At 44.8% G+C, this 25,596-nt stretch carries 26 protein-coding genes; all 26 read left to right on the top strand.

Going from position 1 to position 25,596, the window contains the following annotated elements; translation table 11 throughout:
- Positions 1-18: 18 nt before the first annotated feature.
- The 26 genes from ftcD to deoC all read left to right on the top strand — a co-directional run bounded on the left by ftcD (position 19) and on the right by deoC (position 25,184).
- The gene (ftcD, locus tag HGJ98_RS03785) at positions 19-918 is read left to right on the top strand and encodes a glutamate formimidoyltransferase (protein WP_291349705.1); all 900 of its coding nucleotides are present in this window, start codon (positions 19-21) and stop codon (positions 916-918) included.
- Between the two features lie 659 nt (positions 919-1,577).
- Positions 1,578-2,204, top strand: a complete 627-nt coding sequence (locus HGJ98_RS03790) for a cyclodeaminase/cyclohydrolase family protein (RefSeq protein WP_291349706.1) — start codon at positions 1,578-1,580, stop codon at positions 2,202-2,204.
- 193 nt (positions 2,205-2,397) lie between these two features.
- On the top strand, positions 2,398-3,504 hold the full coding sequence (locus HGJ98_RS03795; protein ID WP_291349707.1) for a GGDEF domain-containing protein: 1,107 nt from the start codon (positions 2,398-2,400) through the stop codon (positions 3,502-3,504).
- Between the two features lie 122 nt (positions 3,505-3,626).
- Positions 3,627-5,432: a translation elongation factor 4 gene (lepA, locus tag HGJ98_RS03800; protein WP_291349708.1), complete on the top strand. Its 1,806-nt coding sequence runs from the start codon at positions 3,627-3,629 to the stop codon at positions 5,430-5,432.
- A 41-nt stretch (positions 5,433-5,473) separates the two neighbouring features.
- Positions 5,474-6,646 (top strand): radical SAM family heme chaperone HemW, encoded by a 1,173-nt coding sequence (gene hemW / locus HGJ98_RS03805; RefSeq protein WP_291349709.1) that lies wholly within the window; start codon positions 5,474-5,476, stop codon positions 6,644-6,646.
- Positions 6,647-6,909: 263 nt separating this feature from the next.
- On the top strand, positions 6,910-7,941 hold the full coding sequence (gene hrcA, locus HGJ98_RS03810) for a heat-inducible transcriptional repressor HrcA (protein WP_291349710.1): 1,032 nt from the start codon (positions 6,910-6,912) through the stop codon (positions 7,939-7,941).
- 472 nt (positions 7,942-8,413) lie between these two features.
- Complete coding sequence (gene grpE, locus HGJ98_RS03815; RefSeq protein WP_291349711.1) at positions 8,414-9,016, top strand: nucleotide exchange factor GrpE; 603 nt, start codon at positions 8,414-8,416, stop codon at positions 9,014-9,016.
- 24 nt (positions 9,017-9,040) lie between these two features.
- Positions 9,041-10,882 (top strand): molecular chaperone DnaK, encoded by a 1,842-nt coding sequence (gene dnaK / locus HGJ98_RS03820; RefSeq protein WP_291349712.1) that lies wholly within the window; start codon positions 9,041-9,043, stop codon positions 10,880-10,882.
- A 557-nt stretch (positions 10,883-11,439) separates the two neighbouring features.
- Positions 11,440-12,555 (top strand): molecular chaperone DnaJ, encoded by a 1,116-nt coding sequence (gene dnaJ / locus HGJ98_RS03825; RefSeq protein WP_291349713.1) that lies wholly within the window; start codon positions 11,440-11,442, stop codon positions 12,553-12,555.
- A gap of 15 nt (positions 12,556-12,570) precedes the next feature.
- On the top strand, positions 12,571-13,497 hold the full coding sequence (gene prmA, locus HGJ98_RS03830; protein ID WP_291349714.1) for a 50S ribosomal protein L11 methyltransferase: 927 nt from the start codon (positions 12,571-12,573) through the stop codon (positions 13,495-13,497).
- A gap of 1 nt (position 13,498) precedes the next feature.
- Positions 13,499-14,236 (top strand): 16S rRNA (uracil(1498)-N(3))-methyltransferase, encoded by a 738-nt coding sequence (locus HGJ98_RS03835; RefSeq protein WP_291349716.1) that lies wholly within the window; start codon positions 13,499-13,501, stop codon positions 14,234-14,236.
- A gap of 25 nt (positions 14,237-14,261) precedes the next feature.
- Positions 14,262-14,465, top strand: a complete 204-nt coding sequence (locus tag HGJ98_RS03840; protein ID WP_291349718.1) for a hypothetical protein — start codon at positions 14,262-14,264, stop codon at positions 14,463-14,465.
- 234 nt (positions 14,466-14,699) lie between these two features.
- Complete coding sequence (mtaB, locus tag HGJ98_RS03845) at positions 14,700-16,052, top strand: tRNA (N(6)-L-threonylcarbamoyladenosine(37)-C(2))-methylthiotransferase MtaB (RefSeq protein ID WP_291349720.1); 1,353 nt, start codon at positions 14,700-14,702, stop codon at positions 16,050-16,052.
- Positions 16,053-16,141: 89 nt separating this feature from the next.
- A complete protein-coding gene (locus tag HGJ98_RS03850; protein WP_291349721.1) occupies positions 16,142-16,486 on the top strand; it encodes a histidine triad nucleotide-binding protein in 345 nt (114 codons plus the stop codon).
- A gap of 98 nt (positions 16,487-16,584) precedes the next feature.
- On the top strand, positions 16,585-16,761 hold the full coding sequence (rpsU, locus tag HGJ98_RS03855; protein ID WP_014904736.1) for a 30S ribosomal protein S21: 177 nt from the start codon (positions 16,585-16,587) through the stop codon (positions 16,759-16,761).
- Positions 16,762-16,774: 13 nt separating this feature from the next.
- Positions 16,775-17,227, top strand: coding sequence for a GatB/YqeY domain-containing protein (locus tag HGJ98_RS03860; protein ID WP_291349726.1), 453 nt, complete (start codon positions 16,775-16,777; stop codon positions 17,225-17,227).
- A 323-nt stretch (positions 17,228-17,550) separates the two neighbouring features.
- The gene (locus HGJ98_RS03865) at positions 17,551-17,832 is read left to right on the top strand and encodes a YabP/YqfC family sporulation protein (protein WP_291349727.1); all 282 of its coding nucleotides are present in this window, start codon (positions 17,551-17,553) and stop codon (positions 17,830-17,832) included.
- A complete protein-coding gene (locus tag HGJ98_RS03870) occupies positions 17,832-19,010 on the top strand; it encodes a sporulation protein YqfD (RefSeq protein WP_291349728.1) in 1,179 nt (392 codons plus the stop codon). Before HGJ98_RS03865 ends, HGJ98_RS03870 begins: the two co-directional genes overlap by 1 nt.
- 66 nt (positions 19,011-19,076) lie before the next feature.
- The gene (locus HGJ98_RS03875; RefSeq protein ID WP_291349730.1) at positions 19,077-21,347 is read left to right on the top strand and encodes an HDIG domain-containing metalloprotein; all 2,271 of its coding nucleotides are present in this window, start codon (positions 19,077-19,079) and stop codon (positions 21,345-21,347) included.
- 170 nt (positions 21,348-21,517) lie between these two features.
- Positions 21,518-21,991: an rRNA maturation RNase YbeY gene (gene ybeY / locus HGJ98_RS03880; protein ID WP_291349731.1), complete on the top strand. Its 474-nt coding sequence runs from the start codon at positions 21,518-21,520 to the stop codon at positions 21,989-21,991.
- Positions 21,992-22,034: 43 nt separating this feature from the next.
- A complete protein-coding gene (locus HGJ98_RS03885) occupies positions 22,035-22,418 on the top strand; it encodes a diacylglycerol kinase family protein (RefSeq protein WP_291349733.1) in 384 nt (127 codons plus the stop codon).
- Between the two features lie 109 nt (positions 22,419-22,527).
- Positions 22,528-22,938 carry a cytidine deaminase gene (cdd, locus tag HGJ98_RS03890; protein ID WP_367142661.1) on the top strand — a complete coding sequence of 137 codons (411 nt, stop codon included), beginning with the start codon at positions 22,528-22,530 and terminating at the stop codon, positions 22,936-22,938.
- An 11-nt stretch (positions 22,939-22,949) separates the two neighbouring features.
- The gene (locus tag HGJ98_RS03895) at positions 22,950-23,159 is read left to right on the top strand and encodes a hypothetical protein (RefSeq protein WP_291349735.1); all 210 of its coding nucleotides are present in this window, start codon (positions 22,950-22,952) and stop codon (positions 23,157-23,159) included.
- On the top strand, positions 23,149-23,394 hold the full coding sequence (locus HGJ98_RS03900; protein ID WP_291349736.1) for a hypothetical protein: 246 nt from the start codon (positions 23,149-23,151) through the stop codon (positions 23,392-23,394). The genes HGJ98_RS03895 and HGJ98_RS03900 overlap by 11 nt, the downstream gene beginning before the upstream one ends.
- A 209-nt stretch (positions 23,395-23,603) precedes the next feature.
- The gene (era, locus tag HGJ98_RS03905) at positions 23,604-24,545 is read left to right on the top strand and encodes a GTPase Era (protein WP_291349737.1); all 942 of its coding nucleotides are present in this window, start codon (positions 23,604-23,606) and stop codon (positions 24,543-24,545) included.
- A gap of 3 nt (positions 24,546-24,548) precedes the next feature.
- Positions 24,549-25,184, top strand: coding sequence for a deoxyribose-phosphate aldolase (gene deoC, locus HGJ98_RS03910; protein ID WP_291349738.1), 636 nt, complete (start codon positions 24,549-24,551; stop codon positions 25,182-25,184).
- The last annotated feature ends 412 nt before the right edge of the window (positions 25,185-25,596 follow it).

Genomic DNA, 25,596 nt, shown 5'->3' on the forward strand with positions numbered 1-25,596 from the left:
CGGAGAGGGGTTAGTAATATGGGAAAACTGGTCGAATGTGTACCGAATTTTAGTGAGGGGCGTCGCCCGGAGGTTATTGAAGCGATTGTAGCGGAGGTTAAGAAGGTCAAGGGAGTAAAACTTCTTGATGTTAAGCCTGATGCCAGCCATAATCGAACGGTTGTAACCTTTGTAGGTGAACCACAGAGTGTCAAACTTGCCGCTTTCAATGTCTGTGCCAAGGCTTGTGAGTTGATTGATATGGAGCAACAGCAAGGAGGGCATCCACGGGTTGGAGCCACGGATGTGGTTCCGTTTATTCCTGTTAAAGAGGTTAGTATGGAGGAATGTGTTCAGCTGGCCAATGAACTTGGAGCCGAGATCGCCGACAAACTGGGCATTCCTGTCTATCTTTACGAGGAAGCGGCTAAAGTGCCGAGTAGAAGGAGACTTCCTGACGTAAGAAAAGGTGAGTACGAAGGGTTAAAGGCGGAAATAATTAAGCCTGAACGCCATCCTGATTACGGTCAGCCTAAAATGCATCCTACAGCTGGGGCAACCGTTGTCGGGGCTCGTCAATTTTTAGTGGCTTACAATATCAATCTTGGTACAAATGATCTTAGTATTGCTAAGAAAATTGCAGATTCCATCCGTGAAGTTAAAGGTGGATTTAAGTATGTCCGGGCAATGGGAGTTATGTTGGAAGAACGAGATGTTGCCCAGGTATCGATCAATATGGTTAATTACACTGGGACCCCGTTATTTCGGGTGTTTGAGACGGTTAAATCCGAGGCGGCTCGCTATGGGGTAAGCATTATTGGCAGTGAATTAGTAGGAGTAACTCCTCTGCAAGCACTTCTTGACGTGGCTGAGTTTTATTTACGTTTAGAGAACTTTGATCGTAAACAGGTTTTTGAAGAGAATTTGGGTGAAGAATAGGGCGAGGGTCGATGGCTCGAAGCTCGAAGAGTAGATTGGGGTGGGCTGGAGCGAAATTGCATCGCTCACCACGGCGCCGTCGCTATCGAGCTTGATTACGAGGTGAGCGTTGGCAAACCTCTGGGCTGTGAATGTGCGTCGCTCCTTGCCATCCTTGGCACCGCGACATCAGTCCATCACGGCGCCTTGCCATCCATGGCGGCGCTCTAACCTCGAACGTCCTGTTCGAGTCATGGACAAGTCCCGTGCAACGCTGGCACCTCGTAATGTAAGCTCTTTAACGCGACTCTGCCTAAAGGTTCGCGGCGCAAGTTCGCTCCAGCATGCTCTGGGGGCGACGGGGGGCAGGGACGAGGGGACAGGTTCCTTGTCCCACCGAAGACGAAGCTTCCTGCGACAATAGCGTCCTTTAAGATAGACTCCTGTGGAAACTATCGCCGAAGTGCGAGGCACTTAACGAATACGTTTGCGCTCAGGATAGGCTTCATTGAGCCCCTAATACTAGATGCGTTGAAGGAGGACTTCACCCGACCGTGGCAGATGCGGGGGTGCCACTCTTATTTAACAAGAAGTGGGGGTCTCGGATGGCGGCAAATGTATGGACGAGTGGGACGAGGGACCTGTCCCCTTGTCCCAAATATCGATGAGGAGGTAATTGAATGCTGATAGAAAAAACCGTGAGTGGATTTGTAGAAGAGTTAGCTAGTAATTCTCCGGCTCCTGGTGGTGGGAGTGCGGCGGCTCTTGCTGGATCCTTAGGGGCGGCGTTGAGTATCATGGTATGTAATTTTACAGAAGGCAAGCCTAAGTTTAGCGATGTCCAAGGTGAGATTTTGCAGATTAAGCAACAAGGTCTGGGCTTAAAGAATGATTTGATGGATTATGTTGATGCAGATACGAATGCCTTCGATGAGGTCATGAAGGCGTATAGATTACCTAAGGAAACCGACGATGAAAAACTACTCAGGTCAGAACGAATTCAGGAGGCTACAAAGCAGGCAACGTTGCTGCCGCTTAAAGTAGCAGAGTCTTGCGTTGAAGTCTTGAAACTTTCGCTCAGGGTCTTAACAATCGGCAATCCAAACACTGCCTGTGATGCAGCGGTTTCTGGGGTCACGGCCTATGCAGGTTTTCAAGGAGCAATTTTCAACGTGAAGATTAATTTAAGTTCGATTAAAGATGAGGCATTTCTTCAAAATGTCCGAGATAAGACCCTAGTGTTGCAAGACGAGGCGGATAAAACAAATCAGTTAATTTTAGCTCGGGCGAAAGAGGTCCTGGGTTAAAGATGGGATGGAAGAGAGCCTTCGAGGAGGCTTGACTGATTTACTTAAAAGATAAATGGGTTGTCAGGGGGCGGGGGTGTGACATAACTTGTTGTGTCAACAAAACCGTCCCCCTGGCAACCCTTAGGAACAATTCTAACTAAGAGATTGCTCCTAGGATTATATCTTCTGGATTATCTATGGAGGTGAAATCGTGTCGGAACATTTAGCAAGATATGTTGTTATTTTAACAATGTTGCTTGTGAATTTAATAACTGCTCATCGTTGCTCAAGAGGAAGATATTCTTTAATGAGGGTTATAGGAGAAATGACTCTTTTTACTGCTTTCGTTTTTTTAGTTTCATTTCTCATAAGATCTAAATTTGAAGTAGCCTATCTTAATTCAATTATGATTATATTGATTGGATTTACATATTATTTTCCGTTAAAGCACGTATATGATGAATCTTCAGATAGAATTTTGGCAATCATGTTTTTTTCATGGATTCATACTATGACCGTAATGTCTCTCTCGTTACAAATTTCTAAATTGTTAGGATATAATAAGTATTTTATCACGGCCCTCCTAATACAAAGTTTGATATATTTAATTAGTACCCCCCTTATTATTAGGTTTATCAATAATAAGTTTTTATATATTTTAAGAAATATTTCAGATAAGATGAATAGATATCTTCTTGTTTTGAGTTTAATTCAATACATGATAATAGTTGTGATTTCTTTATATATTAATGAACACGTAAACTTCTACTTCAGAATAATAATGTTAGTTTTTGTTACGCTGACAACGGTTATAGGTTATCATTTAATTTATATTGTTGTTAAAAGCTCTAAGAATATTAATATATTACAACATCTTGCTTATTCAGATCCCTTAACTGGTATTAAAAACCGATTAGCGCTTTACCTCGATTGCGATGAACTAATTGCGGAAAATAAACCGTTTACTTTTATATATATGGATCTGAATAATTTCAAAAATATCAATGATGCATATGGTCATACTGTGGGAGATGATTATCTCAAACAGTTTGTTGAAGCAACGACTAAAGCAATAGGTGATAAAGGAAGTCTTTATAGAATGTCAGGGGATGAATTTATTTGTGTTTATATTGGGGATAAAATATATGATTTTTTAGCAATTTTTAGTCAAAAAATTTTAAACCTTTTCGAGATGAACATTCCTTTCTTAGGTGTTAGTATTGGCTATGTAAACTTCCCTGAAGATGCTGATTCCTTAGACAAATTGATTGAAAAGGCAGATGCAGTTATGTATCGAGTTAAAAATAAGCGACGGTAAACCGAGATGCGTTAACAAAGATTGTCTATTTCTTGCGGAATTCCCCCCTTAGCTGTTATACTAAGTATTTAGAATATCAAATTTGCTAATTAAAACTTGACTATAGAAATGAGGGCAGGACCTTGGCACAGGCTTCACAACGTATCCGAAACTTTTCAATTATTGCCCATATCGATCATGGCAAATCTACCTTAGCTGACCGATTGATAGAATATACCGGGGCCTTGAGTAAACGAGAAATGGAAGCACAAGTCCTTGATAACATGGATTTAGAGCGTGAACGTGGAATTACGATTAAGCTTCAGACGGTGCGCTTAAGTTATCAAGCTAAAGACGGTCAGATTTATGAACTTAATCTTATTGATACTCCCGGTCACGTGGATTTTACCTATGAGGTATCTCGTAGTTTAGCAGCCTGTGAAGGGGCATTGTTGGTGGTGGATGCTGCTCAAGGTATTGAAGCTCAGACCTTGGCTAATGTTTATCTGGCTTTAGAAAACGATCTAGAGCTGATTTCGGTTATTAATAAGATCGACCTCCCTAGCGCGGATCCTGAGCGGGTCAAACAAGAAATCGAAGATGTAATTGGCTTAGATGCCAGTGAAGCGGTTCTAGCTTCGGCAAAGACAGGGGCTGGAATTGAGGAAATCCTAGAAAGGATTGTAACCATGGTTCCGCCTCCGCAAGGGGATGATCAAGCGCCCCTGAAAGCGTTAATTTTCGATTCCAAGTTTGATGCCTATAAAGGCGCTATTTCCTATATTCGGGTTGTGGAAGGACGAGTTGCTAAAGGCACAACCATGAAAATGATGGCGACTGGAAAAACCTTTGAAGTCACTGAAGTAGGAGTATTTTCTCCTGCCATGCTTCTTGTAGACGAGCTTAAAGCGGGTCAAGTAGGGTTTATTGCCGCCAGCATCAAGAATGTTAAGGATACTCAGGTTGGGGATACAATTACGGATGCGGACAATCCTGCCACAGAAGTGCTTCCGGGGTATAGGAAGTCAACGCCTATGGTCTTTTGCGGACTTTATACGGTGGAGGCGAGTGATTACAACCGACTGCGTGATTCTTTGGAAAAACTTCACCTTAATGATGCAAGCCTGATCTTTGAGCCGGAAACCTCAATTGCTCTAGGTTTCGGTTTTCGGTGTGGATTTCTCGGCTTACTTCACATGGAAATAATTCAGGAACGTTTAGAACGGGAATATGACCTTAATTTGATCACGACGGCACCGAGCGTTATTTATAAGGTGAACACTATAAAGGGAGAAGTTTTAAATATTGATAATCCCTCCAATCTTCCCAAAGTCGATCAAATTGTTAGTATAGAAGAGCCCATTGTCAAGGCGACGATTTTAGTTCCATCTGAGTATGTGGGTGCAATCATGGAACTCAATCAGGAAAAGCGTGGAACGTATTGTAATATGGATTACGTATCCACCAATCGCGTGAGGTTGACTTATGAACTTCCGCTGAGTGAGATTGTTTTTGATTATTTTGATCAATTAAAGTCACGGACCAAAGGATATGCGTCTTTGGACTATGAACTCTCGGGCTATAAAGAAACGAATCTCGTAAAAATCGATATCCTTTTGAATGGGGAAATGGTGGATGCCCTTTCGTTCATCGTTCACCGGGATAAGTCCTATAGTCGGGCAAGGAAGATGGTTGAAAAACTCCGCGGTATTATACCAAGACAGATGTTTGAAATTCCAATTCAGTCAGTGATCGGTAATAAGGTTATTGCCCGTGAGACGGTGAGTGCCATGAGAAAGGATGTCCTTTCTAAATGCTATGGGGGAGATATTTCCCGTAAGCGTAAACTTCTAGAGAAGCAAAAAGCAGGTAAGAAGCGTATGAAGCAAGTGGGTAGTGTGGAAATTCCGCAAGACGCTTTTATGGCGGTATTGAAGATCGAGGATTAACCTGATCCGTATTTTTATAAACAAGAAAGAGTTGTAAGCGAATGCCATCCTTATACGTTCACGTCCCCTTTTGCAGGCAAAAATGTGATTACTGTGCTTTTTATTCCCACTCGTTGGTGGAATCCCCTAGGGATCTTATCTCACTGTATTTCGAGGGTTTAGAAGTCGAGATGGCTAAAAGGCAAAAAGATGCCCCTCAAGGGGTATCTTCTCTTTTTATTGGAGGTGGAACCCCTACAGTCCTAAATGTGAACGACTTAGAGCGTCTACTGGCCATGATTCATCAGTATTTCCCCATAGTACTTGGGGCTGAGCAAACCATGGAAGGGAATCCTGGGACCCTTACCTATGAAAAAATCAAGCTCATACGAAGTCTTGGTATCAACCGATTTTCTTTAGGAGTTCAGTCGTTTAATGATCATTTGCTAGGCACTGTGGGGCGTATTCATACTGCTGGGCAAGCGCGTGAAGCAATTGGGGGATTGAGAAACGCAGGATTTAAAAACCTTAATTTAGATTTGATGTTTGGGTTACCTGCCCAGGATATGGCCCTGTGGCAGGCGTCTGTGGAAGAGGCTTTATCCTATTCGCCGGAACACCTTTCCCTCTATGGCTTAATGCTAGAAGAAGGAACGCCGCTTTACGAACGATACTCTGCCCCTTCTTCCGCTAGGGGATTTAAACTAGGTAACAATATTCCTCGGCTTCCGGATGAGGATCAACAGGCCATGATGTATGAATGGGCTGTGAAACGGTTAAGGCAAGGGGGATATAGACAGTATGAAACCTCTAACTTTGCGCGCCCTGGCTTTGAATGTCAGCATAACTTAGGCTATTGGCGAGGAAAGGATTACTTAGGCATTGGTCCCGGTGGAGTATCTTGTTTAAATAGGGTGCGTTGGAAAAACATTGAGGAAGTATCTACTTATCATAACCTCTTGAGGAAAGAGCAAAGCCCTCTCGATGAGTCCGGTCAAGAAGTTCTATCCTTGCGCGAGTGTATGGCAGAGCGCATGATTCTGGGCTTACGTCTTGAGGAGGGGGTTCATCTCAAAGCCTTTGAACATGATTTTGGAGCGGATCTTAGGGATATTTATAGAGATGTTTTGGAACGCTATAATCATCAGGATGTTTTTGTGGTTAAGGGGGATTACTTTCGCTTAAATCCCAAATATTCTTTTATAGCTAACTCTATCTTACAAGAATTTGTTTAAGGACGTAGCAGTGAAATCCCTCCCGACTTTTGCGTGTAGAATTGGGAGTTTTAGTATTAGATAACACAGTTTTCAACGCGTCATCTAAAGAGAAGAATTATCTTAAAATGATTCTTGACAAAGGGAAAATGACGTGGTAATGTGAAGACATCAACTGTTAGCACTCATCAAGGTAGAGTGCTAACAACAAAAAAACCCGATCATTATCGTGTGTGTGTTTAGTATCTAACAGGGGGATCAGTTAAGAAAGCGGGGGAGCATGTATGCAAATGGATGAACGCAAACGCAAAATATTACGAGCGATAGTTCAAGATTATATTGCTACCGCTGAACCGATTGGTTCTCGAACAATTGCACGTAAGTTCGATTTAGGAGTATCCTCAGCTACGATTCGCAATGAGATGGCGGATTTAGAGGAGTTAGGATTTATTGAGCAACCGCATACATCTGCAGGCCGTATACCTTCGGACGCAGGGTATCGATATTTTGTAGATTGTCTAATGGATCCTCAAGCACTTAATGCTGAGGAAATAGAAATTATCGAACGTGAGAGCGCAAAAAGAATCAACGAGCTTCAGGAAGTTATTACGCACACCAGCAAATTACTGTCTGAGCTAACAAATCTGACGAGTCTTGTTCTCGGACCGCATAAAGGGAAGAGTACCTTTGGGAAAATGCATTTTCTACCCTATCAACCGGGTCAGGTGATTATGGTCATCGTCAAAGAAAATGGCGTGGTAGAAAATCATATTATTGATGTCGGAGAGAATCTTACGGCGGAAGAGTTGCAGCATGTGGCCGGGGTCTTTAACCAAAAAATGCGGGGATATTCCATTAGTCAGGTCAAACGCAGCCTTTTGCATGAAATATATAGTGAACTATCGAGGCAGAGACTTTTAATTGATAATGCGTTAGATATGTTACGAGCTATTTTAGATGATAACGAGGAAAAGGATCGTATTTATCTTGGGGGAACCCTAAATATGCTTAATCAGCCTGAATTTAGAGATTTAAGCAAGGTTAAAACCTTATTCAAAGTCTTCGAAGAAAATGAACCCTTGAAAAAACTAATAACCCCCCGCCAAGAGGGACTAAATGTCACTATCGGTGGAGAAAATATATTGAAGGAATTTCAAGATTGCAGCGTGATATCCGCGACGTATAAAGTCAATGGCTTAACAATCGGGGCGGTGGGCGTACTTGGGCCGACCCGTATGGATTACGCCAAAGTCATAGCCATTGTCGACTTTATGACTCGAAGTTTGACGGAAGTTTTGACGAGACGTAGGCGGTGACGGTAGTTTGCGAGGGCTGGAGTGAGGTTTGAGCGAGGGCTGAAGTGAAGTCTGAGCGAGGGCTGGAGTGAAATTGCTCCGCTCACCACGGCGCCGTCGCTATCGATCTTGATTCCGAGGCGGGCTTTGGCAAACCTCTGGGTAATACCTGAAGTGAACCAGTGCCACGCTGGCGCCTCGAAATCTAAGCTCGATTGACGCGACTCTGCCTAAAGGTTCGCTGCGCAAGTTCACTCCAGCCTGGCTTGGGGTCGACGGGGGCTGGGAACGACGGGATTGGAACGGCTGGGGAATATGGGGAAGGTGTTGAATTGCTTCGCTCTCAACACTGTGCTCAACAGTAAGTTGAGATTAATTCCTTGAAATTTTTCTGTGCGTTGAAGCTTTGCTTGGCAATAGTTTAAAGATGCGGTGACTGAGCCTTTTGGTTCATTCTATATAAATAGTGATTAAGTGCGAGAGGTGATTATGCATGGCGCGAATGAGAGAAGAAACTCTCAGAGGCCGAGAGCTTAAGGATGAGGGTCAAGTGGAGGATACGCAAGAGCGTGACCTAGAGAATCCTCCGGGTGAAGATACTCTGGATAGCAATGATATGAGTTCTTTAGAAAAAATTATGACGCTGGAGGCTGAGCTTACTCAAGCTAAAGCAAAAGCGGATGAGCACTACAATCATGTATTAAGATTACAGGCAGAGTTTGATAACTACAGAAAACGAACGCAGAAGGAAAAGACAGAGATCATTAAACATTCAACTGAGCGTCTTGTTGCGGAGTTACTTCCTGTTTTGGACAATTTTGAACGGGCTGCCAGCTCGGCTCAATCAAACCCCGATTTTAATGCTTTTTCACAAGGTGTAGACATGATTTATCGTCAATTACAAACGGCACTTGGCAAGGAAGGGCTTAAGCCGATAGAAGCTGTGGGTCAGCCTTTTGACCCCAACCTTCATGATGCGGTGCTTCGAGTGGAGTCAGATGACCATTCCGAGAATACTGTCGTGGAAGAACTTCAAAAAGGGTACTACCTTAAAGAGAAAGTTCTTCGTCCTAGTATGGTTAAAGTTTCAAACTAGTTAAGTTAAAGGAGGAAGATTATAATGGGTAAAATTATTGGTATTGACTTAGGTACAACAAACTCTTGTGTTTCAGTTATGGAGGGTGGAGAAGCTGTTGTCATCCCTAATGCGGAGGGGAATCGTACAACTCCATCTGTCGTAGGTTTTTCAAAAACTGGTGAGCGATTAGTCGGACAGGTAGCTAAACGTCAATCTGTTTCGAATCCAGACAAAACTGTAAGTTCCATTAAACGTCATATGGGCTCAGATCACAAAGTAAAGATTGAAGATAAGACATATAGCCCACAAGAGATTTCTGCCATGGTTCTTCAAAAGCTTAAAACAGATGCAGAAGCTTATATTGGGCAGCCGGTTACCCAAGCGGTTATTACGGTTCCTGCATATTTTACAGATGCTCAACGCCAAGCAACCAAAGATGCTGGTTCAATTGCCGGACTTGAGGTTTTAAGGATTATTAACGAGCCTACTGCTGCGGCACTTGCCTATGGTCTCGATAAAAAAGATGATTCAACAGTTTTAGTGTTTGACCTGGGTGGCGGTACCTTTGACGTTTCAATTCTGGAATTGAGCCAAGGTATGGTAGAAGTTAAAGCTACCAGTGGAAATAACAATTTGGGCGGCGACGATTTTGACCAACGCCTAATTGATTATATGGTAGCAGAATACAAGAAAAGCCATGGAGCAGATCTTTCTAAAGACCGAGTTGCTCTTCAGCGTTTAAAAGAAGCTGCCGAAAAAGCTAAGATTGAGCTTTCCGGCGTGACAAATTCTAATGTTAATCTGCCGTTTATCACCATGACGGAAGAGGGACCACAACACTTAGACATGAATATTTCTCGCGCAAAATTTGAGGAAATCACCTCTGACCTTGTGGAAGCTACAGTTGGCCCTACACGTCAAGCGATTGAGGATGCTAAACTCTCTTGGAATCAAATTGATCAAATCATTTTAGTCGGTGGATCTACCCGTATCCCTGCGGTGGTAGAAGCTATTAAGAAAGTAAGCGGTAAAGACCCACATAAAGGAGTTAACCCGGATGAAGTAGTAGCTATGGGAGCTGCTATTCAAGGGGGCGTACTCAGTGGCGAAGTTAAGGATATGATCTTGTTGGATGTTACTCCCCTGTCCTTGGGGATTGAAACCCTAGGTGGAGTATTTACCCGGATCATTGATCGTAACACGACAATTCCGACAACGAAATCTCAAACCTTCTCAACTGCTGCGGATAATCAAACCTCTGTCGACATTCATGTCCTCCAAGGAGAACGTGAAATGGCAAGTTATAATAAGACCTTGGGACGTTTCCAACTGTCAGGAATTCCTCCTGCACCCCGCGGTGTTCCACAAATCGAAGTAAAATTTGATATTGATGCCAATGGTATTGTTCACGTCTCCGCAAAAGATGTGGCTACTGGAAATGAACAAAAAGTAACCATTACTTCATCTACGGGTCTATCCAAAGAAGATATTGAGAAGATGAAGCAAGATGCTGAAGCTCATGCAGAGGAAGATAAGAAACACAGAGAGCTTATTGATGCTAAGAACGCAGCAGATTCGATTGGTTATCAAACCGAGAAAACCTTGAAGGAATTCGAAGGTAAAGGTGACGCTGCAGAAGTCGAAAGTATCAAAAAGGCGCTAGAAGATCTTAAGACAGCGGCCGCTGGGGATAGCGTTGAAGAGATCAATGCGAAAACTGAGGCCTTGAATAAAGTTCTCCATCCTTATATTGAAAAAATGTATCAGCAACAAGCTGCTCAAGATCCAAATGCAGGGGCTGGAGCACAACCTGGAGCTGAACAAGCTAAAAAAGAGGATGATGTCGTAGATGCTGAGTTCACTGAAGTGAAGAAGGATCAGTAATAAGCGAGGGTTAGGGTCGATGGGGTGGGCTGGAGCGAAATTGCTCCGCTCACCACGGCGCCGTCGCTATCGAGCTTCATTACGAGGTGAGCTTTGGCAAACCTCTGGGTTGTTCTGAATGTGAACCAGTGCCACGCTGGCACCTCGTAATGTAAGCTCTATTGACGCGACTCTGCCTAAAGGTTCACTGCGCAAGTTCGCTCCAGCCTGGCTGGGGGAGACGGGGGCTGGGAACGATGAGAGTTGGACTGACGAGAGTTGGAATCCCTCTGGAGGAAGTTGAATTGCTTCGCTCTCAACTTGAGTTGAGTTAACTCAACTCGATAGCGCCTCGGCTTGTGAAAGACGGTATGTAAGAAGATTTTTAGAGATATTCTTTAGAGATAATTTTAAGGGCACAAAGCTTTTTAAGCCTTTGTGCCTGCATTTGTTTGTAGAAAACTATTAAAAATTCCATTTAAATGGATATTTCCTTGTGCTTCAGGCTGAAGGGTCATATAATACTATAGGACTTTACTGTCTGAGTGGATGGGTAAGCAGGAGTGTGGAGGAAAATAATGAAACGCGATAACTATGAAGTGCTCGGGGTCGAGCGAAATGCTAGTGAGCAGGAGATTAAAAAGGCATATAGAAAGTTAGCCCGCCAATATCATCCGGATGTGAACCCGGGAAATAAGGAAGCGGAAGAAAAGTTTAAGGAAGTTACGGATGCCTATGATGTTTTGAGCGACCCGCAGAAGAGGGCGCGTTATGACCAGTTTGGGCATGAAGATCCTGGCATGGGGGGCATGGGTGGCTTTGGAGATGCTGGCGGTTTCGGTGACATTTTTGATATGTTCTTTGGTGGAGGCGGCGGGCAACGGCGTGGCGGTCCACAACGGGGCTCGGATTTACGCTATGCTATGACCTTGAATTTTGAAGAGGCGGTATTTGGTGTAGACAAAGAGATCCAGATTCCTCGTGATGAAACTTGTATGGATTGTCAAGGTTCTGGAGCTGCGCCGGGTACGCACCCTACGACTTGTTCCCAATGTCATGGCAGTGGGCAAGTTAAGGTCACGCAGCGGACGCCTTTTGGTCAGATCCAAACGGCAAGAACTTGTCCAACCTGTCAAGGAGAAGGTCGTACAGTCAGTAGTCCTTGCTCAACTTGTCACGGACAAGGGAAGGTACGTAAGGTTAAGACTATTAAAATTAGTGTTCCTGAAGGTTCAGAAGACGGCTTGAACTTGAGGCTTAGCGGAGATGGGGAAGCTGGATCTAAAGGGGGGCCTCCGGGAGACCTTTATATCATTCTCCAGGTCAAACCTCACAAGTTCTTTGAACGGGATGGAAATGATATTTATTGTGAGATTCCGATTACCTTCGTCCAAGCGGCTTTAGGCGCAGAGATTGAGGTTCCTACTCTTGATGGGGTAGTTAGCATGAAAATCCCTGAAGGGACACAAACAGCTACGATCTTTAGGCTTAAAGGGCACGGTGTACCACGTCGGCGTGGAACCGGTCGTGGTGATCAGCATGTTCGAGTCGTTTTGACTACGCCAACTAAGCTGAATGATAAACAAAAGAAACTCCTGCGCGAATTTGGGGAAGTTACTTCAGAACAGCAACAAATGGGTAAAAAGTCGTTGTTTGAAAAATTTAAAGAGAACCTTCGCGATGCAATGGGGTGAAAAGGAGTATAAACAATGAAGTGGCGTGAAGTTGCGGTAACAGTTTCATCTGAAGGAGAGGAAGCTGTTGCCGATCTTTTTTATGGGTTGGGTTGTCCTGGGGTAAGTATTGAAGATCCGGAACTCTTATTAAAGTACATGGAATCCGGCGAGTGGGATTACCATGTGTTTGAAGAAGTGAAGCTCACTGGAACCTCTGTAGTGAAGGGTTACTTCCCTGAAGATGAAGAGCTTTTGGACAAGCTTGAAAAGCTTGATCTAGGTATTCGTGATTTCTTGGAGCGTTATCCTCATTGGCTTATCCAGAGTAAGGGTCTATCCTTGAAGGAAGAGGATTGGGAAACTGCTTGGAAGGCCTATTTTAAACCGATTCATATTGGTAAGCATTTTCTGATTAAGCCAACCTGGGAGCAAGCTGAGCTTAGGCCGGGGGATATTGTTCTTGAGCTTGATCCGGGTATGGCCTTTGGAACGGGAACTCATCCTACCACGACGTTATGTTTAAGGACGTTAGAGGACATTATAAAACCAGGACAGACAGTTTTCGACTTAGGAACAGGTTCTGGAATCTTAGCTATTGCGGCTGCGAAACTCGGGGCAAAGGTGGAGGCAGTGGACCTTGATTCGGTTGCTATCAAGGTGGCCCAAGAAAATGTCACCCTAAATAAGGTGGATGATCAGGTAAGGGTGTTACGAGGGGATTTAGGGACTGTTCTCCAGGGACAGGCAGATGTCGTCATTGCTAATATCATTGCCGATGTAATCCTAATATTGCTTGAGGATCTAAAACGCATCTTGCATAAAGATGGTGAATTTTTAGCGTCGGGAATTATTGATAATCGGGCGGATGAGGTAGAAACTGCCATGAAGGAAGCCGGACTGGAAATTATTGAACGTGTCGAAGACTCTGGCTGGATTTTATTTCGAGCGAGGTGGGCTTAGGGTGAATCGGTTTAAAATTACTGAGCTCGGGAAGGATGTTTTTTGGTTACGTGATGCAGAACGGGAACATCTTGTCCGGGTGCTGCGGCTTTCGCCAGGAGACTTGGTTGTGGGTTATGATAATACTGGAAAAGAGTATACCAGTGTTATTGTGAATATTGAGGACAAAAGTGTCACTTGCCGAATTCTTAGTACGGATCAGCCCGATGTAGAGGCTCATACCAAGGTTTTTATGGTGTCAGGACTCTCAAAAGGGGAAAAAATGGACTGGGTAATTCAAAAAGGAACTGAATTGGGCATGGCTGGCCTCGTTCCCTTGCGCGCTAAGCGTTCGATTGTACATATTGAAGGAAAAAAAGCTCAAGACAGGGTAGTTCGCTGGCAAAAAATTGCCTCAGAGGCTTCCAAACAGTCTCATAGGGTACAGGAACCTAAAATATTTGAGGTCAGTGATTGGAAGGACCTGAAAGCACATTTGCCTGAGGATACTCAATGGTTGATACCCTATGAAGAGGAGAAAACGCAGCGGATGGCCACTGTGCTTGGAACGATGAGTGCCGAACATCCTATTGCTATCATTATTGGCCCCGAGGGAGGTTTTGAGCAGTCTGAGGTCGCTTGGGCTCAAGAGAAGCTGGGGGCTCAAAGTGTTACGATAGGACCGAGGATTCTGAGGACTGAGACTGCGGCTTTGGCGGCGCTGACGTTGGTTTTGGGGCATTTTGGAGACTTAGGATAGCGGGACTTGTGTCACATAGCGCTCGGTGCTTACGACGCAGAGCAAACTAACCGTTCAAGCTCTTGGCTGTGGGGTGCGGGGTTCCCACCAAAAGCGCCATCCATGGCGCATTGGTGGCAGTGTGCATCCGCAGGCCATGGATGGCCAAGTGTCCCCGGAGCCAAGGACGGCGGGAGGGGACCCTGTACACTGCCCCGGTCTGGGGTCGCTTGAACGGAAGTTTGCTTAGCTGCTTACGTAAAGACGTCGCGCTCTGGGACACTGCGTCCGGGGCTTGGAACGAGGGGACGTTGCTTGGGAGAAGGCACATTTCATGCGCGCCTTCTATGCAATTAGGTCTGTTCTTGGCTTCACTGCTTTGAACTCAATGCTGAGTTAGGGGTTAACGGTTTGGGCTCTGCTTTTATCAGAGCGAAGTGTTATTTTGTGTTGATCACCGCGGAAAAAAAGGTGGAGTATATTAATGTCATTCGATATTCAAAATCCAATCATCGAACCTCGAACTACGAACCACGAACCACGAAAAGCGGTTTGTTTTGTCACCTTAGGCTGCAAGGTCAATCAGACTGAGAGTGAGGCAATGGCTCAGCTTTTTCGAGAGGCGGAGTATCAGGTGGTGAGTTCCCAAGAAGAAGCGGATGTTGTCGTGGTTAATACCTGTACTGTGACGAATACGGGGGATAGTAAATCCCGGCAGATCATTCGCCGGATGATTAAGGCTCACCCGGATAGTGTTATGGTGGTGATGGGGTGCTATGCTCAAACTGCGCCGGGTGAGATTCTTGGGATTGAGGGGGTTGATCTGGTTCTTGGAACTCAGGATCGCTCCAAGATCTTGGAGTGGATAGAGCGTGTGAAGGCGGAGAAGGCTCCTCAGAATGCTGTGCGTGGGATTTGGGATGCTGAGGAGTTTGAAGAACTTCCCCAACTTAGTGAGGAGCATCGGACGAGGGCGATGTTGAAGATTCAGGAAGGGTGCAATCAGTTTTGTACGTATTGCATTATTCCTTATGCACGGGGGCCTTTGCGTAGTCGGCGTCCTGAGAACGCTATTGCTGAGGCTCGGAGGTTAGTTGAGGAAGGATATCCGGAAATTGTCTTGACGGGTATCCATACGGGCTTCTATGGGCAGGATTTGGGGGACGAATGGAATTTAGCTCGTTTAATAGGGGAGCTGGATAAGATTCCTGGCCTTCGTCGCTTGCGTCTAAGTTCTATCGAGCCAATGGAATATACGGATGACTTGATTGAGAGCATCGTTTTATCAGAAAAAGTCTGTCCCCATGTGCACATACCTTTACAGAGTGGAAGCGATAATGTTCTGGCTCGTATGAACCGCCCTTATAACTTGAAGGAGTACCGTGAGTTGCTAGAAAAACTCCGCCAGCGAATTCCGGGTCTTGCTGTTACAACGGATATTATTGTAGGTTTCCCTGGGGAAACGGATGAAGATCATGAATCAACGATCAGGTTTGCCGAGTCCTGTGATTTTTCTGGAATTCATGTATTTCCCTATTCTAAGAGAAAAGGAACCCCTGCTGCTGATTATCCTGATCAAGTTCTGAAGAAACTAAAGGATCAACGGGTAAAGGAATTATTGGTGGTTGCTCGTGATAGCCAGTTAAGGTTTAGTCGTCGCTTTATTGGAGATTCAGTAGAGGTGTTGATTGAAAGAGTTGATCCACAAGGATGTGGGGTGGGGCATACTCCGCACTATATTCAGGTTGAGATTCCCTCTCCTGAGAATGGAAAAGGGTGGAGCGCTGGGGAGTTTGTAACGCTTGTTTTGAAAGAAAACAATATCAAGCTTTCTTAGCCGGATGTTAGCTGTATATTCTGACTGAGGAATTATTTAGGGAGTCAATTTGACTTGAAGTGAATAAGATAAAGGAAGGATAGAATGCAATGTCAGATTGTATCTTTTGTAAAATCGCACAAGGAACCATTCCAAGTGAAATCGCTTATGAGGATGATGAGTTAATTGCTTTCAAAGATATCCAGCCGTTAGCCCCTGTTCATTTGGTGATTATCCCCAAAATTCATTTACGTAGTCTTAATGATGTGAAGCCTGAAAATGAAGGATTAATCGGGCATCTTTTTGGGGTGATCAAACGCCTAGCGGAGGAGTTCGGGGTGGCAGAGTCAGGCTATAGAGTGGTCACTAATACTGGGACGGACGGAGGACAGGTCGTGGGGCATCTGCATTTTCATTTAATTGGGGGGCAGGCCCTAAACGCAAGGATTGGATGATTTTGGTTACGGCGACAAAGTGAACTTGACGCGACCTACATCATCCGGTATAATAATAAAGTATATTTGTGATGATCCAGTGGAGGGAGGGATAGACAATGAGTGAAGTCAAAGTTGGTAAAAATGAATCCCTTGATGCCGCACTCCGCCGGTTCAAGCGTTCTTGTCAAAAGGCAGGTGTAAGCGCAGAAGCTCGTAAGCACGAGGCATATGAAAAACCAAGTGTTAAGAGAAAGAAAAAGTCTGAAGCTGCACGTAAACGCAAGTTCAAGTAAGGAGTGTCTCGAATTGACCCTGAAAGATCGCTTGGTTGAGGATATGAAGGTTGCCATGAAGGCCAAAGAGGAGGGGAAGGTAAGACTTTCCGTCATTCGAATGGCTAGGGCTGCCATTAAAAATGCTGAAATCGAAAAAAAGATGGAATTTAACGATGAGCAAGTCATCGAGGTATTAGCACGCGAAATGAAGCTGCGTCGGGATGCGCTTGAAGTTTTCGGGCAAGCGGATCGCCCCGATTCGGTTAAGGCTTTGGAAGAGGAAATGGTCGTTCTGATGGATTACCTTCCTCAACAGCTTTCCGAAGGGGATATTCGCCAACTCGTTCAGGAGACCGTTGCCACAGTAGGGGCACAAAGTCTTAAAGACCTTGGAAAAGTCATGGGGGCAGTAACCCCTAAGACCAAAGGTCGTGCTGATGGCAAACTTGTCAATCAGATTGTACGAGAAGTTCTTGGGGCATAATTAATTAGTAATGCTAAAAAGAGGCCTAGTTACGCGAGTAACTAGGCCTCTTTAAATATTAGACCCCTATGCCACTTCGCGGCACACTGATGAATGAAAAACCACTGCTCTTTTGTCCTTCTGAACGAAGTGAAGAATCTTAAGCCCTAGATCCTTCGCTATCGCTCAGAATGACATTAACCTAAAATAAGTTTCAACGCGTTGTAGGGGTAATTTATGAATTGTCCCTACAGGGGTTTTCTTTATGCGAAAATAATTTGATGAAAGGCTTGGACTATTATGGCTTTTCCCTTCATAAATATCCATAGAAGGGAGGGGCTTTTTTGTTCAAGAAACTACAGACAAGTGTCGGAGAAGTTTTGGATTTTCCACCGGATGTCGTGGGAGAAGGTCCTAAAATTACAATAATTGGACGAAGACAAATCACAGTGGAGAATTATGTGAGCATTGTTAATTTTTCGGAGGAAGAGATACGGTTAGAAACCGCAGACGGGGATATCTTTTTTAGGGGTAAAGGGTTTATGCTTAAGGTAATTTTGGCCTCAGAACTGCAGATCGAAGGGGAATTGACTTCCTTTTCGTTTGGAGGAGGGGAGATAGAGTAATGTTTGATTGGTTGCGAACGTTTTGGTATGGGCGAATCCTTTTCCTTGCGCAGGGGGACGAGTTAGCACGCTTCGTCAATCTAGTCTCAAAAGACGGTGTCATACTTTATCATACCCAACGTTCTGAGCGAGGGATGCGTGCCCAGATTAAACTTGCAGATTTTCGGAGGTTACGTAGGCCTGCACGCCGCACACATACTAGGCTGCATATTGTAGCTAAATATGGCTGGCCTTTTGTTGCAGCACGCTGGTGGCGAAGAAAGGGGCTATTGCTAGGAATTGTTATCATCGCATCGGTTCTAACCTTTCTGTCGCAACTGGTACTTTCTATTTCAGTTTTGGGTAATAAGAATCTCATGGTTCCTGAGGTGTTAGAACGGGCTGAGAAGCTCGGGCTTAAAACTTGGGTGCCTTCCAAAGATTTAGATTTGAATGGGATTGCTAAAGCACTTCAGGAACAACTGCCGGATGCAGCTTGGATAGGTATTGAACGTCATGGAACGAACATACAAATCAGAATTTCAGAGAAAACCCGGCCGTCCATTCCTAATGAAGCGGGGAACCTTGTGGCTAGCCGTGCCGGAATCGTTAAGGAAATTATGGTCATTGACGGGACGCCTATGATTCATGAGGGAGAAACTGTCAGGGCTGGACAAGTGTTGATAGCGAGTCCTCAGAACAATATTCAAATCGATTCAAAAGCTCCCTCCTCGGTTTCCGTGGCTAGAGGATTTGTTCGAGCACGGGTGTGGTATAGTGCTGAGGCACAAATCCCCCTAGTCGAAGACAAAGTCGAAGAAAGTGGAAGAGTTGCCATAGGAAGGGGTATAAAATTTGGTTCTCGCGTTATAATGCTAACAACACAAAATTCTCCATTTGAGCAATCTCGTAAAGAAGAGATGAGTCAATCACTAAAACTCTGGAGGAATTGGCGTTTTCCTGTCGAAGGTATAAGAGTAGATCATATAGAACTCCGTAATGTGCATATTGAACGTTCGGCTGCTGAAGCTCGTAAACTAGCGGAACAAGCCGCCCGAGTTGAAGTCAGGAAAAAAATTACTCAGGGGGTTCCCATTGTGGAAGAAACAGTACGGGTGCTCTCCAACAGTTCCGGTTTAGAACGGGTCAGAGTTGAAGTTGAAACTTACGAAGATTTGGCTGTCTATGCCAACCCATAAAAGTGTATGGGAATATTTTAGCCCTAGGGAGCACGTGAACCTTAGGTAGGGCACTGGGAAGTAAGGATGATGGTATTGAAGAATAAATTGCTCAAAACGATCTGGGATGAGCTGTCCGGCCATCTGGATTGGCTTAAACATCACACCACTTGGCTGCGCGCCATTGTTGGGGTGATGTATTTTCTGTTGTTTACGATTCTGTTATCCTCGAACATTTTTGTATCAACACTTCAGTTAGAAGTAGGAGAGCCGAGTCCTCAGCTTATTACTGCACCGTGGACCAAGGATATTGTGGATCAAGTAAAGTACAACCGAGAAAAAGAGGCGGCAGCAAAGGGTGTTAAACCCATTTATAAGGCGGATGAAGAGTATTTGGCCTTGTTGACCAAAGAACTAGGAAATGCGTTCGCCGCCTTGCGCGAAAATTCAGCCTCAGAAGATGAACGTATCAGCGAACTTAAGAAAACTCGGCTCTTCGCGAGTTTGCCTGAGGGTGTACTAACTTCGCTCATCGAAACCCTGCCCGATGAATTAGACAAGTCTGAAAAAGTCGGGAGAGACATTATCTTAACTAGAGCACGCGATTTAGATATAGGGTCACGCACCAGCAAAGATGTTGCAGTGTTTCGTGATCGTATTAAAGCAGAACTTGATCAGTCTGATTTAACTCAAGATGCTAAAGTTTTTTTTAAGGTTTTTATGGACCTAGAGGTGAGCCAGCCAACCTTGATCGTAGACGAGTCAACCACAGAAGCAGTGCGAGCGGCCAAGCGAGCTGAAATAAAACAGGAAGTACTCCATTACAAAGCGAACCAAAAAATTGTTGGTGCAGGTGAAATCGTTGATGAAACAATCTACCAGGTCTTAGTCGATTATGGTCTCATCAATAGCCAGAATACCTGGAAGGCAGCGTCTGGAATTGCTCTCATAGTGCTAATTGGAATAGCTTCTATCGCAGCGTATTTGTACCAATATAAACGGGATGTTTTCCTCTTGGCCAATCGTCTTGTCTTGATTGGGCTCATTATGATCTTAGTTGTAGCTATTGGACGCGCTGTGATTGCCTTAAATCTGGGAGCAGACTTTAATACTCTGTCAGGGATGCTTATCCCAGTGGCTTGGGCAACGATGACAGTTGCGATCTTAGTGGGAGTGGATATCGCCATAATGGTCTCTGTGGTCTTAGCGGTTTTTGTGGCTGTCCTGGTAGATCCTGCTCTTTCGACCTCCTTCAGTCTCCATGCAGGCGTAGTGGCTCTTTTTGGCGGTATTGTTGGAGTGTATAGTGTATCTCGTTTAAGTCAGCGTTCTGATTTGGCACGTGCTGGAATCTTTGTATCTGGTGTCAATGTTTTAATGATCAGTGGAATTGCATTATCCTCAGATATGCGTTTAGCAGTTTGGGGGGTTGGTGTGATTCTAGGGATTGTCAATGGTTTGGCATCTTCGTTCTTAACAGTAGGGGCTTTGCATTGGTTTGAGTCAGGATTTCATATTACTTCCTCTGTTCGGCTTTTAGAACTATCTGACCCTAATCGCCCCTTATTAAAGCGTTTGCTGATGGAGGCTCCAGGGACCTATCATCATAGCATTCTGGTAGGTAATCTAGCTGAAGCAGCTGCGGAAGCTGTTCGCGCAGATGCCACCTTAGTTAGAGTTGCTTCTATGTATCACGATATTGGAAAGTTAAAACGCCCTTACTTTTTCATAGAGAATCAATTCACCCAAGATAACCCTCACGATAAAATTGCTCCGACTTTAAGCTCGTTGATCATCACATCTCATGTCAAAGATGGGTTGGAATTAGCCAAGGAGAATAAACTTCCACTGCAAATTCAAGATATTATTGCTCAACATCATGGAGATAGTCTCGTAAGCTTCTTTTATCATAAGGCGTTAGAAGAAAACGAGAATGTTCCTGAGGAAACCTTCCATTATGAAGGACCAAAACCCCAGACTAAAGAGGCTGCCTTAGTAGCCTTGGCCGATAACGTAGAGGCTGCAGTACGATCGATGAAGCAACCAACCCCTGGTCGTGTCGAAGGATTTGTTCGAAAAATTATTAAAGATAAGCTAAATGACGGACAATTGGATCAATGTGATTTGACGTTCCAAGATCTAGACCGGATCGCTATGGCTTTTGTTCGTGTTTTAAGTGGAATCTTCCATTCCCGGGTAGAGTATCCGGAGATGCCCAGTATAAGGGAGAGCAGCAGCAATGATTCTGTGAATAAAAAGCCCTCAGAAGAAGTGGAGGAGTCTGAAACTGCCCAGACAAAGAAGCAGCCGGATAGCCCCGAGGGGGCAGCTGAAGCTAAAGTATCTCAAGAAGATTAGCCTAGAAGGCATAACTTGCATATAGGTTTAAGTGGATGGAGACTAAAATATCCTTGAATTATACCTTAAGAATATATCCCATTGGGTATACTAGATAATATTACAATCTGAAGGGGGGAGATGGGTAAATCCCATTCATGGTTCAATGAGGTGAGGTTTGCCTAAATTGTATGATTATAGATATCACTTGGGAAGAAGAGTCAATCTTGCAGGAACAGCGCGAACCGTTGGCTGCTTTATTAAATCAAGCTATAAGCGTTGCTATCGAATTATCAGAAGGGCCAAAAGAGGCAGAGGTAAGCCTGATGTTAGTGGATGATCAGCGCATTCATACGTTAAATCGTGAGTATCGAGGAGTAGACCGCCCAACGGATGTTCTCTCCTTTGCCTTACAGGAAGAGATGGAAGACGAACCTGAGATAGAGGAAGAAGATGAAATGCTCGGAGATATTGTGATCTCCATAGAACGAGCAAGAGATCAAGCAGAGGAATATGGGCATTCTTTCGAGCGGGAGATTGTTTACTTAGCTGTCCATGGGACGCTCCATTTATTAGGCTTTGATCACGAAGAAGAGAATGGCAAACAAGAGATGCGTACTAAAGAAGAAGAGGTTATGGCTAAATTGAAGTTAGAGAGAGTATAGCAAACAAAAGGGTCTATAACTTCAAATGGAGGCAACGGAGCATATGGGGATATATCATAGACCAGGTTTTTTGCGCAGTCTAAATCAAGCCTGGCGGGGAATGATGTACACTTTAAGAACTCAAAAGCACGTTCAATTCCACGTTTTTGCAGGATCCAGCGTCTTGCTCTTGGCCTGGTGGAGTGAGGTTACGCGATATGAATGGTTGATCCTAATATTCGCGATTGGTAGTGTGATTAGTGCCGAAGTCATGAATTCTGCCCTTGAAACTGTGGTAGATATGGTACAGCCAAATTATCATCCCTTAGCAGGAATGGCAAAAGACATTGCTGCGGGTGCTGTATTAGTGACTGCCATTCAAGCAGCAGTGATAGGAATGATTGTCTTTGTCCCTGCCCTGCAACGATTTGCGAACAGGATGTTTTAGTAATAAAGGGAGATTAGCTTGGTTTCTAAGAAATTGTTTTAAAGGAGTTGTTGGCGTGAGGCACGATGAATCTCAAACAAGCGGGGTAATAGAGCAGGAAATTCAGGAAATGATTTCTCAAGAGGTCTTAGATGAGCTTATTCTTCATGCTAAGGCAGCTTATGAGCAAGCTTACGTTCCCTATTCTCATTACCCAGTTGGGTCAGCAGCGCTCTTTTCTTCGGGAAAGATTTATAGTGGATGTAATGTTGAGAATGCTAGTTATGGCTTAACGATTTGTGCAGAACGAAATGCGATTTTTCAAGCTATAGCGCGTGGAGAACGAGTATTAAAAGGAATTGCTATCGCAGTTCCAAGTGATGTTTTTCCATCTCCTTGTGGTGCCTGCCGGCAAGTGATCCGTGAGTTTGCTCTGGATTGTCCGGTGGTTCTGATAAATGGGCAAGGACAAATGCGATGGACAAGCTTGAAGAGTTTGTTGCCGGAGGCCTTCGGGCCAGAATACCTAGAACTGGTATGACACAGCGCTCGGTGCTTACGACGCAGAGCAAACTAACCGTTCAAGCTCTTGGCTTTGGGGCGCGGGGTCCATCCTTCGGCGATAGTATTCTTTTGAAGAACCCGCAACCCGCCTACGGCGATAATCTATCCTTCGGCGCTATAGTATCCGTCTGTGGGTCTGCGCCTTCGGCGATACTCTCCACTGGAGACTATCGTACTGGAGACTATCGTGCCAGATGAGCCGTCCGTGGCTCACTGGCGGCAGTGTACATCCGACGGCCATGGATGGCCTAGTGTCCCTGTAGCCCACGAAAACACTGTTTTCGCACGGATTACTCTTCTTGCAGACACTGTCTTCGCACGGATTAGCCTTCTTGCAGGACGGCGGGAAGGGACCTTGTACACTACCCCGGTCTGGGGTCGCTTGAACGGAAGTTTGCTTAGCTGCTTACGTAAAGACGTCGCGCTCGTGTGATACTGCGTCCCGGGGCTTGGAACGGAGAACGGGGATGCCGTTGCTCGGGAGAAGGCACATGTCATGTGCGCCTTCATGAAGGTAGCAAAGGGGGACGGTACTCTTGTTCATAGATTGATCCTGCCCTGCGTTAAGAAAAGGGCTCGAAAATGTGTATTGAATAGACCTAATTATTTGCGGTTATTGTAGTATAGATAACTTATAAATTAATGCTAGAAGATAGGGAAGTGACTTCACCTTTGGGTTCAATTAAATCAGATGAATTTCGTTCAGGTTTTGTATCTGTTATTGGGAGACCGAATGCAGGGAAATCTACCTTGCTGAATCATTTATTGGGACAAAAAGTCTTAATCATGTCTGATAAGCCTCAGACCACTCGCAATCGCATTCAGTGTATTTTGACAGAGGAACGAGGACAAATTATTTTTTTAGATACCCCCGGAATACATAAACCAAAGCATAAGCTTGGGGAATTCATGGTGGGAGCGGCTAAGGAATCCATGCGCGAGGTGGATGTTATCCTTTATATGGTGGATCTTTCTGCTGATTTCGGTCCTGGGGAAGAGTTTATCATTGAGATGCTCAAGCAAACGAAAACCACCTGTGTGCTTGCTTTGAATAAAGTTGACCTATTAACCAAAGAACAGCTCATGATTAAAATTCAGCAATTTTCTGCCCTAGCAGATTTTAAGGCCATCGTACCTATTTCTGCAAAAACAGGGGAAAATACGGATGAGCTTTTGAGGGTGATTTTTGATCAACTTTCTAAGGGGCCTATGTATTATCCCGAGGATGAAGTAACTGACCAACCGGAACGCTTCATAATGGCTGAGTTGGTGCGTGAAAAGGTGCTCCAGTTGACGCGTGATGAAGTTCCCCATTCGATTGCTGTCGTAATTGAAGAGGTTCAAGAAAAGAAGACTTTAGTTAAAGTGCGTGCTCTAGTTATTGTTGAGCGAGATTCTCAAAAGGGAATTATCATCGGGGCAGGGGGCGCACAGCTTAAAGAGATCGGCCGCTTGGCTCGGCAAGATATAGAGGCTTTGTTGGGCAGCAAGGTATTTTTAGAACTTTGGGTAAAGGTCAAAAAAGATTGGCGAAATAGGCCAGATAGTTTGCGTAATTATGGCTACGGAAAGGAAAAGGGATGACAAATGAATATTGCAGGAATGACTGATCATACGTTATTAAAGCCGGGGGCCTGTGAAAAGGATATTGTAACTCTTTGTCATGAGGCTCAGCAGCATAAATTTGCGGCTGTTTGTGTTAATCCGATTCACGTGCAAACCGTGTCAAAACTTTTACATGGTACTGGAATTTGTGTTGCTGCTGTCGTGGGTTTTCCGTTAGGGGCGACGTTTACGGAAGTTAAAGTTCAGGAAGTATTCATGATTAAAGCTCACGGCGGTAAAGAAGTAGATATGGTTATGAATATCGGCTGGGCAAAGTCCGGGAATTGGGAAGCGGTCGAACGTGATATTACAAGAGTCGTTGAAGCGGCTCATGAGTGCGGATTAATCATTAAAGTAATTATTGAAACTTGCTTGCTTACTGAAGATGAGAAGAAATCAGCGGCTGAGATTGTTAAACGCTCGGGTGCAGATTTTATTAAGACCTCAACAGGCTTTGCCGGAGGAGGCGCCACCATTGAAGATGTGCGTAATCTCAAAAAATGGGTTGGGGAAAACGTTAAGGTTAAGGCGTCCGGAGGTATTAGGACTAAGGAGTTTGCCCTTGAGCTAGTAGAGGCTGGCGCGGATCGGTTAGGGACAAGCAGCGTACTGGTATAACACAGGGCTCGGTCCTACGACGCCGAGCAAACTACCGGGTAAGCTCTTGGCTTTGGGGAGTGGGGTTCCCACCAAAAGCGCCATCCTTGGCGCATTGGCGGCAGTGTACATCCGCAGGCCATGGATGGCCAAGTGTCCCTGTAGCCATGGACGGCGAGAAGGGACCCTGTATACTGCCCCGGTCTGGGGTCGCTTACCCGGAGTTTGCTATTCGGCTTACGTAGAGACGTCGCTCCTGTGTTATACTGCGTCCTTGGGCTAGGAACGGGGAAACGTATAGTTACGGTCTTGGGAGGGCACATTTTATGTGCACCTTCGTGTCAGAGGGCACTAAGACAGGGGTGCGAAGAGTTGCCCCCTGTTGTGAGTTGTGGAAGCCGAAAGCAAGAGAATCGTCTCTTTGCTTCCCTTA

Origin of the sequence: Desulfosporosinus sp., from assembly GCF_014237355.1 — a bacterium.
Classification (GTDB): Bacteria; Bacillota; Desulfitobacteriia; order Desulfitobacteriales; family Desulfitobacteriaceae; genus Desulfosporosinus.